This window comes from Burkholderia sp. USMB20, assembly GCF_000949135.2.
Classification (GTDB): Bacteria; Pseudomonadota; Gammaproteobacteria; order Burkholderiales; family Burkholderiaceae; genus Burkholderia.
The window spans coordinates 107,989-125,217 of record NZ_JTAN02000015.1 but is presented as its reverse complement, the minus strand read 5'-3'; the positions used below and the strand labels follow the sequence as shown (position 1 = coordinate 125,217).

Here is a 17,229-nt window from a genome sequence, read left to right as displayed (position 1 = left end):
GATCCGGCGCCAATCGCTACACTATAGCTGATTTTGCCTGCCCCGCCCGGGCGTAGGCCATGCGGCCTATCCCTTGCAGGACCTGCTTCAGCCCTTGTCCGCGTACGGGTTGTTCGACGAACGGAACTCTATGCGCAATGGAGTCCCAGTCAGTGAGAAAGTTTCGCGGAATCGGTTTTCGAGGTAACGCTTGTAGGTTTCCGTCACCGCGTCCAGCGCGTTGCCGTGGATGACGATCAGCGGCGGATTCTGGCCGCCCTGGTGCGCGTAGCGCAGCTTCGGACGCACCGGGCCGCGACGACGCGGCTGCTGGAACTCGACGGCCTCGATCAGCGCGCGCGTGAGCTTCGGCGTCGGCAGCTTCGCCATCGCCGCCGCGTACGCGTCGTCGACCGAACGCATCAGCGCGCCGATGCCGGTCTTCTTCGCGGCCGAAATGTAGTGCGACTTCGCGAAGTCGAGGAATTTCAGCTTGCGGGTCAAATCCGCTTTCGCACGATCGCGCGCGTGGTCGTCGAGACCGTCCCACTTGTTGACGCCGATCACGAGCGCGCGGCCCTGCTCGACGACGAAGCCGGCGATGTGTGCGTCCTGGTCGGAAATGTCCTGCTGCGCATCCAGCAGAAGAATGACGACGTTCGCGTCGGAGATCGACTGCAGCGTCTTCACGACCGAGAACTTCTCGATCGCCTCGAACACCTTGCCGCGGCGTCGCAGGCCCGCGGTATCGATCAGCGTGTATTTCTTGCCGTTACGCTCGAAGTCGACGTAGATCGAATCGCGCGTCGTGCCCGGCATGTCGAACGCGATCACGCGGTCCTCGCCGATCAGCGCGTTCACGAGCGTCGACTTGCCGACGTTCGGGCGGCCGACGATCGCGATCTTGATGCCGCGCGACGGGTCGTCCTCGTCCGCTTCCTCGGGCTGGCCCGCGTACGCGACTTCCAGCGCCTCGTTGATCATGTCGGTCACGCCGTCGCCGTGCGCGGCCGAGATCGCGCGCGGATCGCCGAGGCCGAGCTCGTAGAAGTCGGTCGCGACCGCCGTGTACTTCATCCCCTCGGCCTTGTTGACGACCAGGAAGATCGGCCGGCCGGTCTTGCGCAGGTAGTCGGCGATCGACTTGTCCTGCGGCGCGAGCCCGTTACGACCGTCGACGATGAACACGACGACGTCCGCTTCCTCGACGGCCTGCCGCGTCTGGCGCGCCATCTCGTGCAGGATGCCGTCCTTCGCGACGGGCTCGAAGCCGCCGGTATCGACGACCAGGTACGGCCGTGCGCCGACGCGCCCTTCGCCGTAATGGCGATCGCGCGTCAGGCCCGGCAAGTCGGCGACCAGCGCATCGCGCGAGCGCGTGAGCCGGTTGAACAGCGTGGATTTCCCCACATTGGGGCGCCCAACGAGGGCAATGACCGGTTTCATCTGTGTTTTCTACGGTGATGCGCAGCAGCGGGAGGCCCGCTGCTGCGGGCGGCTGCGCTGAATGAAAATATCACGAATTCGCGCCGCGCCGGATGCGCGCGCCGGGCGCGCGGTGCGCGCCGTCGTCTTTCGTTGCGAACTGCCTTTCAAATACCGAGCGGCCGGGGACACCGGCCGCCTTCATGTCGCGCGACCGCAGCGCGCGGGACAGGCCCGCCGCGCCGCGATTGCGCCTGTTGCGTGCGCGTCAGCGCGGACGGAATCCGTACAGGCCACCGTCCTTGGTCTGCACGACGAGCGTATTGCCCGCCAGGACCGGCGCCGCGGTAATCGCGCTGCCGTCCGTCTTCATCCGGGCGATGAAGCTGCCGTCCTCGCGCGACAGGAAGTGCACGAAGCCCTTGTAGTCGCCCATCACGACCGCATGGCCGAGCAGGTACGGCACGCCGACGTCGCGGCTCTTCAGCTTGTCGTTGCGCCAGAGCGGGTTGCCGCTCGCCGCGTCGTAGGCCGTCACGACCGACCAGTCGTCGCCGCCGGCGACGACCGAATCGTCCTGCGCGAGACCGCTGCGGCTCGAGAACGCCTTTTCCCACAGCGGACGGCCCGAGTTCGCGTCGAAGCAGCCGAGCTGGCCCTGGAACGTGACCGCGCACGCCTGGGCACCGACGAGCGTCGGCGGACCGCTGACGTCGTTGATGCGCTCGACTTCGGTCACGCCCTTCGGGAACGACACGGGCGTCTGCCAGAACGGCTCGCCCGTCTGCAGGTTGATCGCGACCAGACCGCCGCCGGGGAAGCCCGCCAGCACGGCCGCATCGCCCGCGAACGTCATGCCGGCCGACACGCGCAGGTTCAGCGGCACCGCGCGGTTGCGGTAGTTCCACTTCTGCTCGCCCGTCTGCCCGTTGAACGCGATCACCTGACCGTCGATCGTGCGCACGATCACGAGGCCGTTGCCGACCAGCGGCGGCGAGAAGATCTCGCCCTGCACGCTCGTCTTCCACAGCTGCTTGCCGTCCGGGCCGAGGACGAACACACCGCCCTTGAGCGCGCCGACGGCGGTCAGGTTGCCGTCGCTGCCGACCCCGGCCGACAGGTCCGAACCGACCTTCGAGCGCCACAGCGTCTGGCCCGTCTTCGCGTCGATCTTCTCGACCGAACCGTTCTCGCCCGCCGCGTAGACGGCGTCGCCCACGGCCACCGGCGAGAACAGGTAGCGCCCGCCCTTGCCGACGCTCGCCTTCCAGACCTGTTGCACGTCCAAGACGGGCTTGAACTCGGTGAGCGGCGTCGGCACGCGGCGCGCGTCCTTCGACGACGAGCAGGCCGCCAATGCCAGGACAGCCGCCGCGCAGGCTACGGGCACAGCGTAACGTTTCAGCAAATTCATCGGTTAGCGAAGCAGAGTTAAGAGGTTGAGGGGGCCGCGATCAGCCGCCGAGCGCATCGAGCTTGAACTGCACGAGCTGGCGCGCGGACTGGTCGTCCTGCGACAGGCCGGCGAGCGCGAGCTTGTACGCGGCGCGCGCATCGTCGGTCTTGCCTTGCGCCGCGAGCAGATCGCCGCGGCGATCGGCCACGAGGCCCTTGAATGCATCCACCGGCGTGCCGGACAGCAGCGCGAGGCCCGCGTCGTACGCCTTCTCGTCGAGCAGCAGCGACGCGAGACGCAGCTTCGCGATCTGCTTGTACTCGTCGTCCTTGGCGTGATCGGCGGCCCATTGCAGCTGCGCCTTCGCGCCGGCGGCATCGCCGGCCGCGTACAACGTCTTCGCCGCCGTGAGCGCGGTCATCTGCGCATACGGCGTGCTGCCGAACTTGTCTTCCATGTCGGCGGCCGCACGGGCCATCGTCGCCTTGTCGTTCGCGGCAGCGGCCTTCTGCACCTGCTCGTACAACCCGGAAGCCTCGGCGGCCTGACGGCGCTGCCAGTAATTCCAGCCGTTGAAACCGGCCGCGACGACCAGCGCCGCGAGCACGATCCACGTCGTGAGGTTACCCCAGCGGGCCCACCACGCCTTCAGACTTTCAATCGATTCTTGTTCGTCGTGATAACTCATCGGCGAGCGATTCCTTCCATTTCAGGCTTTTCTTGTCGAGCGAATGCCAGCGCGATCAGTCGTCGCCGTCTTCGGCGGATGCAACCATCGCATTGATTAGGAATTCGGTCAAGCTTTCGACCGGTACGGTCTGCTGAACGTTCTTTTCCCCGTCCTCGCCCGCGCCGCGCAGCGCTTTCACGCCCACCGTGCCGTTCGCGACCTCTTCTTCGCCGAAGATCACCGCGAACGCGGCACCGCTCGCATCGGCCCGCTTCATCTGCGACTTGAAGCTTGCCGGGCCGCCGTCGGCGCTGCAGTGGAAAATCACGTCGAGGCCCGTATCGCGCAGACGCTCGGCCGCGATGAACGCCTGTTCGCGCGCCGTCTCGCCCTGGTGCACCACGTACACGTCGACACCTTCCTGCTCGGGCGCGAGATCCTCTTCCTTCAGCAGTTCGAGAATGCGCTCGATGCCCATCGCCCAGCCGCACGCGGCGGTCGGCTTGCCGCCGAGCTGCTCGATCAGCGGATCGTAGCGGCCGCCGGCCGCGACCGTGCCCTGCGCGCCGAGCTTGTCGGTCACCCACTCGAACACGGTCAGGTTGTAGTAGTCGAGGCCGCGCACGAGACGCGGGTTGATCTTGAACGGGATGTTGTTCGCGAGCAGCAGGCGCTGCAGCCCTTCGAAGTGGGCACGCGACTCGTCGCCGAGGAAGTCGATCAGCTTCGGCGCGTTCTGCGCGATTTCCTGCAGCGCCGGGTTCTTCGTGTCGAGCACGCGCAGCGGGTTCGTATACAGGCGACGCTTCGCGTCCTCATCCAGCACGTCGGCGAACTGCTCGAGATACTTGATCAGTTCGACGCGGTGCGCGGCACGCTCTTCGGCGAGGCCGAGCGAGTTGATCTCGAGCTTGATGCCGGTCAGGCCGAGGTCGTCCCACAGGCGCTGGCACATCATGATGATCTCGGCATCCGCATCCGGGCCCGCGAAGCCGAGCGCCTCGACGCCGACCTGGTGGAACTGGCGGTAGCGGCCGCGCTGCGGACGCTCGTGACGGAACATCGGGCCGATGTACCACAGGCGCTTCGGGCCGTCGTACAGCATGTTGTGCTCGATCGACGCGCGCACGACCGCCGCGGTGTTCTCCGGGCGCATCGTCAGGTTCTCGCCGTTCAGCGCATCGGTGAAGCTGTACATCTCCTTCTCGACGATGTCCGTGACTTCGCCGATGCCGCGCGTGAAGAGCTGCGTGTGTTCGACGATCGGCGTGCGGATGTTCTGGTAGCCGTACGCGCGCAGCAGCGATTTCACGGTAGCTTCGAAGAACTCCCAGAGGCCGGCATCCTGCGGGAGGATGTCGTTCATGCCCTTGACGCCGGTGAGCTTCTCGATCTTGCGTTTCTGTTCAGTCATCGTTCGTGTGTGTGGACGAATTTAGTTCAGGGCCTCGGTACGGCCGTAATTGCGTGCGACGTAGTCGCTGACGATCTGCTGGAATTCCTCGGCGATCCGCTCGCCGCGCAGCGTCTTGACCTTCTCGCCGTCGATGAAGACGGGCGCGGCCGGGTTCTCGCCCGAACCCGGCAGGCTGATGCCGATGTTCGCGTGCTTCGATTCACCCGGGCCGTTGACGATGCAGCCCATCACCGCGACGTTCATCTTCTCGACGCCCGGATATTCCTTGCGCCAGACCGGCATCTGCTCGCGCAGGTAGGTCTGGATCTGCATCGCGAGTTCCTGGAACAGCGTGCTCGTCGTGCGTCCGCAACCCGGGCACGCGATCACCATCGGCGCGAACGAGCGCAGGCCCATCGTCTGCAGGATTTCCTGGCCGACGATCACTTCGCCCGTGCGCGACGCGCCCGGTTCCGGCGTCAGCGAAATGCGGATCGTGTCGCCGATCCCTTCCTGCAGCAGCACGCCGAGCGCGGCCGTCGACGCGACGATGCCCTTCGAGCCCATGCCGGCCTCGGTCAGCCCGAGATGCAGCGCGAAGCCGCAGCGGCGGCCGAGTTCGCGGTACACGGCGATCAGGTCCTGCACGCCGCTGACCTTGCACGACAGCACGATGCGATCGCGGCCGAGGCCCAGCTCGACCGCGCGCTCGGCCGAGCCGATCGCCGACTGGATCAGCGCTTCGTACATCACGCTCTGCGCATCCCACGGCTGCGAGCGCGCGCCGTTCTCGTCCATCATGCGCGCGAGCAGATCCTGGTCGAGGCTGCCCCAGTTCACGCCGATCCGCACCGGCTTGTCGTACTTCGCCGCGGCTTCGATCATCTGCGCGAACTGCGTGTCGCGCTTCGCGCCCTGGCCGACGTTGCCCGGGTTGATCCGGTACTTCGACAGCGACTCCGCGCAGCCCGGGTAGTCGCGCAGCAGCAGGTGGCCGTTGTAGTGGAAATCGCCGACGAGCGGGACGGTCACGCCCATCCGGTCGAGCTGCTCGCGGATCGCCGGCACGGCGGCCGCGGCCTCCGGCGTATTGACCGTGATGCGCACCAGTTCGGAGCCCGCGTTCGCGAGTTCCTTGATCTGGATCGCCGTGCCGATCGCGTCGGCCGTGTCGGTATTCGTCATCGACTGCACGCGCACCGGCGCATCACCGCCGATCGTCACGAGCTGCCCGCCCCAACGAACATCCACCGCATGCGACACGCGACGCGGCTGATGCCCGCCGAACACCGGCTCGGTTGAACAAATCTGACTGCTGCGTGGGGATTGAGCTTCGGATTGCATCGATAGATCCATTTACGCGGAATGCGCCGCGAGGCGGCGCATGAATTGAAAAAGCGCCGTGCCCTCGCGGCCTGTCCAGGACAGGCCTGCGCCACGGCGCTTGACGTCAGGGCAGCGTGAACCGCGCCACGTTACCCCGCGCTGCCGAATATTTTGCCGGATCGACAGGCTTTCCGTCGAACGCGACCGTATCAAGGCCTGCCTTGTTGCCGATCGTGACCTTGAACGGACCGTCGCCGGCGACCTGCTTCGTCTCGCCGGCCCGCACCAGCGCCGAGAACAGTTCCTTGCCGCTCTTGTCGCGCACGCTGAACCAGCAATCCTGCTTGACCTTCAGTTCGACCATCGACTGGCCCTGCCGCGACCACGACGCTCGCGGGCCTGGGCGGCACGGCCGCGCTGCTCGCCGCGGCCGCGCGACCGACCGGTTTGCGACGCGGGCGCGGCGGCCGTCGGGGTCGCGGAGCCGGAGCAGCCGACGCAAACGGTGCGGCCGCCACGGCGGATGCCGCAACCTGCGCCGGGCCTTCGTTGACGCTGCCGCCGACCGCGCCGGCCGCCGCGGCCTGCCGCTTCGACGGGAAGACGCCGCCGGCCGCCTGGCCGCCGATGCGTGTTCCGTGGCGCCGCCCTTGAAGCGCGCGAGCCAGCTCGACGAATCGCCGCCAGTGTGCCACATGAGTACCGCGATCACCGCGACGACGACGATCGCCGTCCCCCACAGCCACGGATGATGGTGCGACGACCCGCCAAGCGGAATCGACACGCGGCCGCGCGGCAGATCCGTCCCCGACGACGCGGGCATCGACAGATCGACTTCCTGCACGCCACGCTCGCGGCGCAATGCATGGGCGAACGGCTCCGGATCGACGCCGAGCATCTTCGCGTAGCTGCGCACGACGCCGAGCGCGAACGTCACGCCGGGCAAATGACTGATGTCGCCGGCCTCCAGCGCACGCAGCTTCTGCGGAGCGACCTTGAGCCGCGCCGACACGTCGTCGACCGTCCAGCCCTTCGCCTCCCGGAGCTGCGCCAGCCGGCTGCCGACGGCCGCCAGCGTTTCAAGCCCCGCCGGTGCCGGCTTCGCGGCATTCGTCTCTGCGCCGTTGGTCGGCTGCGGCTCACTCATCCTTGTCCTCGCGTCGATTCTTCTTCACTGGCGGGCGCCGCCGGCTCCCGCAACTGTCCACATCATGCGCGGCGCCGAGGCGCCGCGACCGATCGCTATTCGCGTGTTGTACCGCAAGAAGTCCAGGCATCCGCACCCATGCGGCCCCGACCAGGCGTCCCCGTCAGATCGCCCGAACTTCGATGATTTTTGCTGCTGCGCCCGTTCGCTCCGCCAGGCGCGTGCGGTCCTTCACGGCGCCGGCCAGCTGGCCGCACGCGGCGTCGATGTCGTCGCCGCGCGTCTTGCGCACGGTCGTGACGACACCCGCGTCGATGAGGACCTGTGCAAAGCGCTTGATCTGCTCCGGCTTCGAGCGGATGAGGCCCGATTCCGGAAACGGATTGAACGGGATCAGGTTGAACTTGCAGGGCACGTCACGCGTGACGGCCAGCAGTTCGCGCGCATGCGCTTCGGTGTCGTTGACGCCGTCGAGCATGCAGTATTCGAAAGTAATGAAGTCGCGCGGCGCGACTTTCAGATAGCGCTGGCACGCGGCCATCAGCTCGCGAAGCGGATGCTTCTTGTTGAGCGGCACCAGTTCGTCGCGCAGCGCATCGTTCGGCGCGTGCAGCGAAACGGCGAGCGCGACCGGCAATTCGGCGCCGAGGCGGTCCATCATCGGCACCACGCCGGACGTCGACAACGTGACGCGGCGGCGCGACAGGCCGTACGCGTTGTCGTCGAGCATCAGCCGCATCGCGGGCACGACCGCGCTGTAATTCAGCAGCGGCTCGCCCATACCCATCATCACCACGTTGGTGACGACCCGTTCGGCCTTGCCGTTCGGACCGGGTGCGCGACCCAGCGACGCACGCAGCGCAAACTCGGCCATCCGGAGCTGACCGATGATTTCGGCTGTCGACAGGTTGCGGGAGAAGCCCTGCTTGCCCGTCGAGCAGAAGCGGCAGTTGACCGCGCAACCGGCCTGCGACGACACGCACAGCGTGCCGCGCGTCTCTTCCGGGATGAAAACGGTTTCGACCGCATTGCCGTTTCCGACGTCGATCAGCCACTTGCGCGTGCCGTCGGTCGAAACGTGATCGCTGACGATATCGGGCATCACGATCGACGCGCGGCCCTTGAGCTTTTCTCTCAGGGACTTCGCGAGATCGGTCATGCCGTCGAAATCGCCGGCGTTGTACTGATGGATCCAGCGCTGCAACTGCTTGGCGCGGAACGGCTTCTCGCCGAGGCTGCCGCAGTACGCGACAAGACCCTCGGCATCGAAGTCGAGAAGATTGACGGAAGTTTCGCTCGTCATGATGTGCTGCCTTGCCGCGTGCGCTGAATCCTGCCTACTTGTTGCCAGCCAGGGCTTAGCGCGAGTAGACGTTCATTTCCGGGAAGAAGAACGCGATTTCGACCGCAGCCGTTTCGGCAGCGTCCGAGCCGTGCACGGCGTTCGCGTCGATGCTGTCGGCGAAGTCGGCGCGGATCGTGCCCTTTTCCGCCTTCTTCGGATCCGTCGCGCCCATCAGGTCGCGGTTCTTCAGGATCGCGCCTTCACCTTCCAGAACCTGGATCATCACCGGGCCCGAGATCATGAAATCGACGAGGTCCTTGAAGAACGGACGTGCTGCGTGAACTGCGTAGAACTTCTCTGCGTCCGCACGCGACAGGTGTGCCATGCGCGATGCGACGATCTTCAGGCCGGCGCCTTCGAAACGGCTGTAGATCTGGCCGATCACGTTCTTTGCCACCGCATCCGGCTTGATGATCGACAGGGTGCGCTCGATTGCCATAAAAACTCCAAGAAATTAAGAAGTTACAGGTTCAAATGAATCCGCTATTGTAGCACGATCCCGTGTATCATTGCGATTGAACCCTTACACGAGTGAAAGATTCCAAATCCATATGTTTTTTGCGCCGCCCGGCCATTGAAACCTCGCGGCACGGAACGTATCTTAGCCATAGCTGCTCCGGTTTGCTGCGCCGCACACCGCGCGCGCCGAACCGGCCCCGGACGCCCACGCGTTCAATGTTAGGAGAAACCATGAACGACTATCCGTACAATTTCGGCCGCGGCGGCTCCGTCAGCACCGCGGAGGTTCGCAATCGCGTGCTGCGGAACACGTACTGGCTGCTCGCGCTGTCGATGGTGCCGACGGTGCTCGGGGCATGGGTCGGCGTCGCGACGGGCTTCTCGCTGTTCGCGGCCACGAGCCCGATGATGAGCCTGCTCGCGTTCTTCGCAATCGCGTTCGGCTTCATGTTCGCGATCGAGCGGACGAAAAACAGCGCGGCCGGCGTGTTCGTGCTGCTCGGCTTCACGTTCTTCATGGGCCTGATGCTGTCGCGCCTGCTGAGCTTCATCCTCGGCTTCTCGAACGGCCCGTCGCTGATCATGCTCGCGTTCGGCGGCACCGGCATCATCTTCGCCGCGATGGCGACGATCGCCACGGTCAGCAAGCGCGACTTCTCCGGGCTCGGCAAATGGCTGTTCATGGGCGTGATCGTGATCCTGCTGGCCTCGGTCGCGAACATCTTCCTACAACTGCCGGCGCTGATGCTCACCGTGTCGGTGCTCGCGATCGCGATCTTCTCGGCCTACATGCTGTTCGACGTCCAGCGCGTCGTGAACGGCGGCGAGACGAACTACATCTCGGCCACGCTCGCGATCTACCTCGACCTGTACAACGTGTTCACGAACCTGCTCGCGCTGCTCGGCATCTTCGGCGGCAACCGCAACTGACGTTCGCCGTACCCGATAAAAAAACCGGCCCGAGGGCCGGTTTTTTTACGTCCACCGCCCGCCCGCTCAGTCGCGCTCGAACAGCGCGATCGATTCGACGTGCGACGTATTCGGGAACATGTTCACGACGCCGGCGCCCTTCAGCCGGTAGCCGGCCTCGTGCACGAGCAGGCCTGCGTCGCGCGCGAGCGTCGACGGGTTGCACGACACGTAGACGATGCGCTTCGGCAGCGGGCCTTCGCCGCTCTGCGCGATTTCGGCCAGCGCCTTCGACACCGCGAGCGCGCCTTCGCGCGGCGGGTCGATCAGGAACTTGTCGAAGGCGCCGAGCGCACGCAGGTCGTCGCCCGTCACCTCGAACAGGTTCCGGCACGCGAACGTCGTATGGCCGTCGACGCCGTTCTCGCGCGCATTCGCGAGCGCGCGGGTCGTCAGCGTCTCGCTGCCTTCGATGCCCATCACCTCGCGCGACAGCCGCGCGAGCGGCAGCGTGAAGTTGCCGATCCCGCAGAACAGGTCGAGCACGCGATCGTCACGCGACGGCGCGAGCAGGCGCAGCGCGCGCCCCACCAGCACGCGGTTGATCTGATGGTTGACCTGCGTGAAGTCGGTCGGCTTGAACGGCATGCGGATGCCGAACTCCGGCAGCGTATAGTCGAGCGGCACGTCGAGCGGATAGAACGGCGTCACCGTGTCCGGGCCCTTCGGCTGCAGCCAGAACTGCACCTTGTGCTCGTCGGCGAACGCGCGCAGCAGCGCTTCGTCGTCCGCATTGATCGGCTCCAGCACGCGCAGCACCAGTGCCGTGACTTGCGAACCGACCGCGAGCTCGATCTGCGGCATCCGGTCACGGATCGACAGCCCCTCGACCAGCCGGCGCAGCGGCACGAGCATCGCCGACACGTGCGGCGGCAACACTTCGCAACTCGTCATGTCGGCGACATAGCTGCTCTTCTTTTCATGGAACCCGACCAGCACGCCGCCCTTCTTCGCGACGTTGCGCACGGTCAGGCGCGCACGATAACGGTAGCCCCACGACGGGCCGTGGATCGGCGCGAACATCGTCTCGGCGCGCAGCTTCGAGAGGTGCCACAGGTTGTCCTCGAGCACGCGCTGCTTGATCGCCACCTGCGCGCGCATGTCGAGGTGCTGCATCGAGCAGCCGCCGCAGGTGCCGAAGAATTTGCATTTCGGCTCCGTGCGCAGCACGCTCGGGCGCAGAATGTCGACGACGGTCGCCTGCTCGTAGCTCGGCTTGCGACGGTAGCTCGAATAGGTCACGCGCTCGCCGGGCAGCGCACCCTCGACGAAGATGACCTTGCCCGGCGTGCCGTCCTCGGTCGCCGTGCGGCCGACACCGCGCGCTTCCATGTCGAGCGATTCGATCTCGAGAACCGGGGCAGGCCCGGGCGCGACGGGCGCATTTTTCGATTTGCGCGCAGAAGTGGGGACAGCTTCGGACACCAGCTTTTCCTGACAAAACGTTGAAGAAGGCGAGATTGTAGACGACGAAAGCCCGCGTCGCCCGCTTTCGTGGCGCAAGCGTCGATACTGACGCCTCTGCCGCGCCGCGTCATGCGGGAACGACCCGCAGGCCGCCCGCCGCCGGCCCGCATGCGCGGCCTCTCGCGAGCTCAGCCGGCGGCACACGTTCTGCTCGCAACAGACTCAGGAGATTCGGGAGACTCGACCATGCGACTGATCGACTGGAACATCCAATGGGGTCGGGACGCGGACGGCGTCGTCGACCTACCGCGCACGATCGCCGCCGCTCGCCGGCTCGGCGACTTCGACGTGCTGTGCCTGCAGGAAGTCACGCGCGGTTTCGGCGCACTGCCCGGCCAGCCCGGCCCCGACCAGTTCGCCGAACTGGCGGCGTTGCTGCCCGGTTATACGATCGTCGAAGCGGTCGGCGCCGACCTGCCGCCGCTCGAACCCGGCGCACCGCGCCGCCAGTTCGGCAATGCGGTCGCGACCCGGCTGCCGATCGGGCGCGTGCTGCGCCAATTGCTGCCGTGGCCGGCAGACGCCGACGCGCCTTCCATGCCGCGCGTCGCGCTCGACGTCGAACTGGTGTTACCGTCGGGTCGGCTGCGGGTCGTCACGACGCATCTGGAATTCTATTCGGCGCGCCAGCGACTCGCGCAGGTCGACGCATTGCGCGCCCGGCACCGCGAAGCGTGTGCGCATGCGGACCAGCCTGCGCCGGCCGAAAATGCCACGGGGCCGTTCAGCGAGACCGTCCAGCCGCGTGATGCCATCCTCTGCGGCGACTTCAACAGCGCGTTCGGCAGCGACGCGTACCGGCGCATGCTCGAGCCGATCGCCGACGCACCGTCGTTCGTCGATGCGTGGATCGCCCGGCACCCGGGCCGCACGCCGCCGCCGACCGCCGGCGTCTACGACACGGCGCAATGGTCCGACGGGCCGCTCGCATGCGACTTCGTGTTCGTGACCGATACGCTGCTGGCGCGCGTCACGCGCTGCGAAATCGACGGCGACGCGCGCGAATCGGATCACCAGCCGGTCGTGCTCGAACTCGATCGAAATTGATCGCGGCCGCCATGCGGGCCGCCCGCGTCACGCGTCGAAACCGGCCAGGTATTCGGCCCAGTGCGACGCGGGCTCCTGCGCGAGCGAATTCTTCACGAGCAGGATCTCGTCCGCATATTCGCTCGGCGTCAGGCCGCCGCGCATCAGCTGGAACCGGCAATACAGCAGGTAGGTATTGACGACGTCGGTTTCGCAATAGTTGCGGATTTCCTCGATCCGGCCATCCTGGAACGCCGGCCACACCTGGCTGCCGTCCATTCCGAGCTTGCCCGGGAAGCCGCACAGCTTCGCGAGCGCGTCGAGCGGCGCATTCGCGCGCGCCTGATACATCGCGAGCACGTCCATCAGATCGGTGTGCCGCGAGTGATAACGCGAGATGTAGTTGTTCCACTTGAACTCGCGGTCGTCCTCGCCCAGATCCCAGTAGCGCGTCGCGGGGATCCCGTGTACGAGCGCACGGTAATGGAGCACCGGCAGATCGAAGCCGCCGCCGTTCCACGACACGAGCTGCGGCGTGTATTTCTCGATCACGCGATAGAACGACTGGACCAGTGTCGCCTCATTGTCCTGGGGTGTGCCCAGCGACCGAACGCGGAAACCGTTGTTGTCGCGGAACACGCAGGAGATCGCCGCGATGCGCTGCAGGTGATGCGGCAGGAAATCGCTGCCGGTCTTCTCGCGGCGCGCGGCGAACGCATGTTCGGCCACCGCGGCATCGTCCAGCGTCGCGGGCAGGTCTTCAAGACGGCGAATGCCGTCGACATCGGGAATGGTCTCGATGTCAAAAACGAGAATCGGTGTCATCAGTTACAGAACGGCGTCCTTGCGCACGCCATTGGAGGCAAAGAACCGCTTGAGGCGCACCAGCGCTTCCTGCTGGATCTGCCGCACGCGCTCGCGCGTGAGCCCCATCTCGTCGGCCAGCTCCTCGAGCGTGGCCGGTTCGATGTGGTTCAGGCCGAAGCGGCGCTCGATCACGTGCCGATGCTTGTCGGACAGCCGCGACAGCCATGCGCGCGTGAGCGTCTCGAGTTCGCGGTGCTGCACCTCCGCGTCGGGCGACTGGCTCTGGTCGTCGGGCAGCAGGTCGAGCAGGCTGCTCGCGGGATCGAGATCGAGCGGCGCGTCGAGCGACGCGGTGTGCTCGTTGAGCGCGAGGATGTCGGTGACTTCCTCGGCGGTCTTGCCGGTGAGATAGGCGATGTCGTCGATACTGGCTTCACGGCGCTCGGCCGCCTCGCCCGTCGACATCGAATTCTTTTCGAGGTGGCGCTTCGCGCGCAGCACCTGGTTCAGTTCGCGGATCACGTGCACGGGCAGACGCACGGTGCGGGCCTGGTTCATGATCGCCCGTTCGATGCTCTGCCGGATCCACCACGTCGCGTAGGTCGAGAACCGAAAGCCACGCGTCGGATCGAATTTCTCGATCGCGTGCATCAGGCCGAGGTTGCCCTCCTCGATCAGGTCGAGCAGCGGCACGCCGCGGTTCAGGTAACCCTTCGCGATACTGACGACGAGACGCAGGTTGCGCTCGATCATCACCTGCCGCGCCTCGAATTCGCCGGCCTTCGCAAGACGCGAATAGCGCTGCTCCTCCTCGACGGTCAGGAGCGGCTTCACGCTGATACGGTTCAGGTAATGCTGGATCGTGTCGGCCGTGAGTTCGGCCTGCAGCAATGCGCGGAAATCGTCGACGTCGGGCGCGGCTTCCGCCCGACCTTCGTGCTCGTCGTCGCCGTCCGCTTCGGCGTCGCGTGCCTCGAGATCGCGTTCGTTTTCCGCGACGTCGTCTTCGTCGTCCGTCGAAGCGCCAGCTCGCTCCACCGATGCTTGCGTGGCACGACTGATCTTCTCAGATTCGGCTTGCGGCTCGTGGCGCTTCGATTTCGGCATGGTCGTCTCGGTTATTGAGGCGGCAAATACTTCAGCGGATCGACAGGTTTACCCTGCCGGCGAACCTCGAAATGCAGCATCACGCGGTCGGCATCGCTATTACCCATCTCGGCGATCTTCTGCCCCTTCGTTACCGCGTCCCCCTCTTTTACCATCAAAGCGCGATTGTGTGCATACGCCGTGAGGTAAGTTGCATCGTGTTTGATGATAATGAGGTTGCCATAGCCACGCAGGCCGTTGCCCGAGTAGACGACGCGGCCGTCGGCCGCCGCCTTCACGGCCTCGCCGGACGTGCCGCCGATATTGACGCCCTTGTTCTTCGCGTCGTCGAAACCGTTCAGCACCGGACCGCGCACGGGCCATGCGAACGTCACGGGGCCGCTCGGCGCGGCTGCCGTATCGCTCGATGCGGCGGCAGCCGGCGGCGTGCTCGCGGACGACGAGCCCGCGGCCGGCGTCGCGGGACCGCTGCTGAGCGGCGCGGTCGCGACGGCGGCGCCGGTGATCGGTGCGGCAGCCGGCGAGCCGGCAAGCGCGGCACCGCCCGGCGGCGCGACACGCAGCAGCTGGTCGACTTCGATCTGATTCGGGTTCGCCAGGTTGTTCCAGGTGGCGATGTCGCGATAGTTCTGCCCGTTCTCGAGCGCGATCCGGTACAGCGTATCGCCCGGTTTCACACGGTAGAAGCCGGGCGGCGGCGGGCCGAGCGGCACTGCCGGCTGCGCGGCGGCGGTCGTGCCGAGCGATCCGGAGCGGTCGACGACGGGCGCGTTGTCGAGCCGCGTCGCACAGGCGGCCAGTAGCGTGGAGAACGCAGCCACACAGATCGCGCGCTGGGCGAACGTGAGCGGTTCCCTGGTTCGGTTGTTTTGCATCGCGCGCAACATACTCATCGGTTTCAAATCACTCCGGATTTTAAAGGGACAAAGAAAACGCGATCAAGCCGGGACTCCCGCCATTGCGCGTGCGCGACGCGCTCGACGAGCGTGAGCACCTGGGGCTGCCCGCTCTGCGCGCCGACCGGCGCGACGAGCCGCCCGCCGATCGCGAGCTGCTCGAGCAGCGCCTGCGGCACGTCGAGCCCCGCCGCCGCGATCACGATCGCGTCGAACGGGCCCGCGGACGGCAGGCCGACACGCCCGTCGCCGTAATGCAGACGGATGTTCGGCACGCGCAGCGGCCGCAGGTTCAGCTTCGCGCGCTCGTAGAGCGGCTTGATGCGTTCAATCGAATACACGTCGCGTGCCACGTGACTCAGCACCGCGGCCTGGTAGCCGCAACCGGTGCCGATCTCGAGGACGCGCTCGAGCGTGCGGCCGGCCATCGCGAGCTCGATCATGCGCGCGACGACCGACGGCTTTGAAATCGTTTGCTGGTGGCCGATAGGCAACGCGGCATCCTCGTACGCCTGCGTCGCGAGCCCGGGATCCACGAACAGGTGGCGCGGCACCGCGGCCATCGCATCCAGCACGCGCGCGTCGGTCACGCCGTTCGCGCGCAGGCGTTCGACCATGCGCTCGCGCACACGTTCCGACGTCAACGCGAATGCACCGGCCGGCGCGACGCTCGGCGCCGCCGGCTTCGGCATCGCGGGCTTCAGCGCGGTCGGCTTCGGTGCGCTCGCCGGCTTCGCGGCGGCCGCACCGGGCACCGTGCGCGCGACGCCCGCCTTCACCGCCACCGGCTTCAGCACGGCAGCGGGCTTGTCGACGGCCTTCGGCACCGCGCTCGCCGCATGGCGTTCACCGGCCCGGCCCTCCGATTTGCGTGGCGCTCGCTTGAGATCTTCGAGCGCGAGCGGGAACCGCTTCGCGCGCTCGCCGCTCATGAAGCCCGCCCCCCTGCGCGCGCCCATTCGCGCGTTGCAGGCAGCATTTGCGTATGCGTGAGATCGAGCTGCAGCGGCGTGATCGAGACGAAACCGTTTGCGACGGCGTGGAAATCGGTGCCTTCGCTCGCGTCCAGCGCCGCACCCGCGGCGCCGATCCAGTAGACCGGCTCGCCGCGCGGGTCGGTCTGGCGAATCACCGGCTGGGACGGGTGACGCTTGCCGAGGCGCGTGACCTGCCAGCCTTTCAGTTCGTCGTACGGCAGATTCGGAATATTGACGTTCAGCAGCGGCTGACCGGGCAGCGGATGCGCGAGAAAGTGCTCGACGATTTCCGCGGCGACGCGCGCCGCATCCGCCAGATGCGCCCAGCCCTTGTCGGCCAGCGAAAACGCGATGGCCGGCACGCCGAACATGATGCCTTCGGTGGCGGCCGCAACTGTCCCTGAATAGAGCGTGTCTTCGCCCATGTTCTGGCCGTTGTTGATCCCGGACACGACGAGGTCGGGCCGCGCGTCGGCCATCCCGGTCAGCGCGACGTGCACCGAATCGGTCGGTGTGCCGTTCACGTAGAAGAAACCCGTATTCGTCGCGCGCTGCACCGACAGCGGCCGCGACAGCGTCAGGGAATTCGACGCGCCGCTGCAATTCTGCTCGGGCGCGATCACCGTGAGGTCGGCAAGCGGCTGCAGCGCGTCGCTGAGCGCGGCGAGACCGGGGGCGAGATAGCCGTCGTCGTTGCTGAGTAGGATTCGCATCCGGCGATTGTAACCGAGGAAAGATGGCGCGAGAGCGACAGTCCGGCGGGTGCGGACAGGCCCGCACGCACGACGCGCGCGCGGTGCGCCGTCGCATCGCGCGGCGGCGTTTGCAGGTTCGGGA

15 protein-coding genes and 1 pseudogene are annotated in these 17,229 nt (G+C 66.6%); 2 read left to right on the top strand and 14 right to left on the bottom strand.

Annotation, left to right across the window (positions count from 1 at the left end; translation table 11 throughout):
* Positions 1–87 precede the first annotated feature (87 nt).
* From der to ndk, 8 genes and pseudogenes are all read right to left on the bottom strand, one after another.
* Complete coding sequence (der, locus tag PL79_RS19790; RefSeq protein ID WP_044848985.1) at positions 88–1,425, bottom strand: ribosome biogenesis GTPase Der; 1,338 nt, start codon at positions 1,423–1,425, stop codon at positions 88–90.
* 247 nt (positions 1,426–1,672) lie between these two features.
* Positions 1,673–2,818, bottom strand: coding sequence for an outer membrane protein assembly factor BamB (gene bamB, locus PL79_RS19780; protein ID WP_044848984.1), 1,146 nt, complete (start codon positions 2,816–2,818; stop codon positions 1,673–1,675).
* Positions 2,819–2,858: 40 nt separating this feature from the next.
* Positions 2,859–3,488, bottom strand: coding sequence for a tetratricopeptide repeat protein (locus PL79_RS19775; protein WP_044848983.1), 630 nt, complete (start codon positions 3,486–3,488; stop codon positions 2,859–2,861).
* A gap of 55 nt (positions 3,489–3,543) precedes the next feature.
* Positions 3,544–4,884, bottom strand: a complete 1,341-nt coding sequence (hisS, locus tag PL79_RS19770; RefSeq protein ID WP_044848982.1) for a histidine--tRNA ligase — start codon at positions 4,882–4,884, stop codon at positions 3,544–3,546.
* 21 nt (positions 4,885–4,905) lie between these two features.
* Positions 4,906–6,210: a flavodoxin-dependent (E)-4-hydroxy-3-methylbut-2-enyl-diphosphate synthase gene (ispG, locus tag PL79_RS19765; protein WP_027787235.1), complete on the bottom strand. Its 1,305-nt coding sequence runs from the start codon at positions 6,208–6,210 to the stop codon at positions 4,906–4,908.
* 106 nt (positions 6,211–6,316) lie between these two features.
* Positions 6,317–7,339: pseudogene (locus tag PL79_RS19760) on the bottom strand (helix-turn-helix domain-containing protein).
* A 163-nt stretch (positions 7,340–7,502) separates the two neighbouring features.
* Positions 7,503–8,642, bottom strand: a complete 1,140-nt coding sequence (gene rlmN / locus PL79_RS19755) for a 23S rRNA (adenine(2503)-C(2))-methyltransferase RlmN (protein ID WP_044848980.1) — start codon at positions 8,640–8,642, stop codon at positions 7,503–7,505.
* A gap of 55 nt (positions 8,643–8,697) precedes the next feature.
* Positions 8,698–9,123, bottom strand: coding sequence for a nucleoside-diphosphate kinase (gene ndk, locus PL79_RS19750; RefSeq protein WP_006478674.1), 426 nt, complete (start codon positions 9,121–9,123; stop codon positions 8,698–8,700).
* A 251-nt stretch (positions 9,124–9,374) separates the two neighbouring features.
* On the opposite strand from ndk, the gene PL79_RS19745 reads away from it, so the two are divergent.
* Positions 9,375–10,073, top strand: a complete 699-nt coding sequence (locus PL79_RS19745; RefSeq protein ID WP_006761414.1) for a Bax inhibitor-1/YccA family protein — start codon at positions 9,375–9,377, stop codon at positions 10,071–10,073.
* 66 nt (positions 10,074–10,139) lie between these two features.
* Here PL79_RS19745 and rlmD read toward each other — a convergent pair whose 3' ends face one another.
* The gene (gene rlmD / locus PL79_RS19740) at positions 10,140–11,537 is read right to left on the bottom strand and encodes a 23S rRNA (uracil(1939)-C(5))-methyltransferase RlmD (protein ID WP_082088767.1); all 1,398 of its coding nucleotides are present in this window, start codon (positions 11,535–11,537) and stop codon (positions 10,140–10,142) included.
* Positions 11,538–11,765: 228 nt separating this feature from the next.
* Here rlmD and PL79_RS19735 point away from each other — a divergent pair, with 228 nt between their 5' ends.
* Positions 11,766–12,626 (top strand): endonuclease/exonuclease/phosphatase family protein, encoded by an 861-nt coding sequence (locus PL79_RS19735; RefSeq protein ID WP_044848978.1) that lies wholly within the window; start codon positions 11,766–11,768, stop codon positions 12,624–12,626.
* 27 nt (positions 12,627–12,653) lie between these two features.
* On the opposite strand, the gene PL79_RS19730 is transcribed toward PL79_RS19735, so the two are convergent.
* The 5 genes from PL79_RS19730 to surE are packed head-to-tail and all read right to left on the bottom strand — an operon-like array spanning position 12,654 to position 17,105.
* A complete protein-coding gene (locus PL79_RS19730; RefSeq protein ID WP_044848977.1) occupies positions 12,654–13,430 on the bottom strand; it encodes a 3'-5' exonuclease in 777 nt (258 codons plus the stop codon).
* Between the two features lie 3 nt (positions 13,431–13,433).
* Entirely contained in the window at positions 13,434–14,519 is a 1,086-nt protein-coding gene (gene rpoS, locus PL79_RS19725) for an RNA polymerase sigma factor RpoS (protein ID WP_040144287.1), read from the bottom strand.
* Between the two features lie 11 nt (positions 14,520–14,530).
* Positions 14,531–15,412, bottom strand: coding sequence for a peptidoglycan DD-metalloendopeptidase family protein (locus tag PL79_RS19720; RefSeq protein WP_044848976.1), 882 nt, complete (start codon positions 15,410–15,412; stop codon positions 14,531–14,533).
* 5 nt (positions 15,413–15,417) lie between these two features.
* Entirely contained in the window at positions 15,418–16,347 is a 930-nt protein-coding gene (locus PL79_RS19715) for a protein-L-isoaspartate(D-aspartate) O-methyltransferase (RefSeq protein ID WP_044848975.1), read from the bottom strand.
* Positions 16,344–17,105 carry a 5'/3'-nucleotidase SurE gene (gene surE, locus PL79_RS19710; protein WP_124486298.1) on the bottom strand — a complete coding sequence of 254 codons (762 nt, stop codon included), beginning with the start codon at positions 17,103–17,105 and terminating at the stop codon, positions 16,344–16,346. The genes PL79_RS19715 and surE overlap by 4 nt, the downstream gene beginning before the upstream one ends.
* Positions 17,106–17,229: the final 124 nt, after the last annotated feature.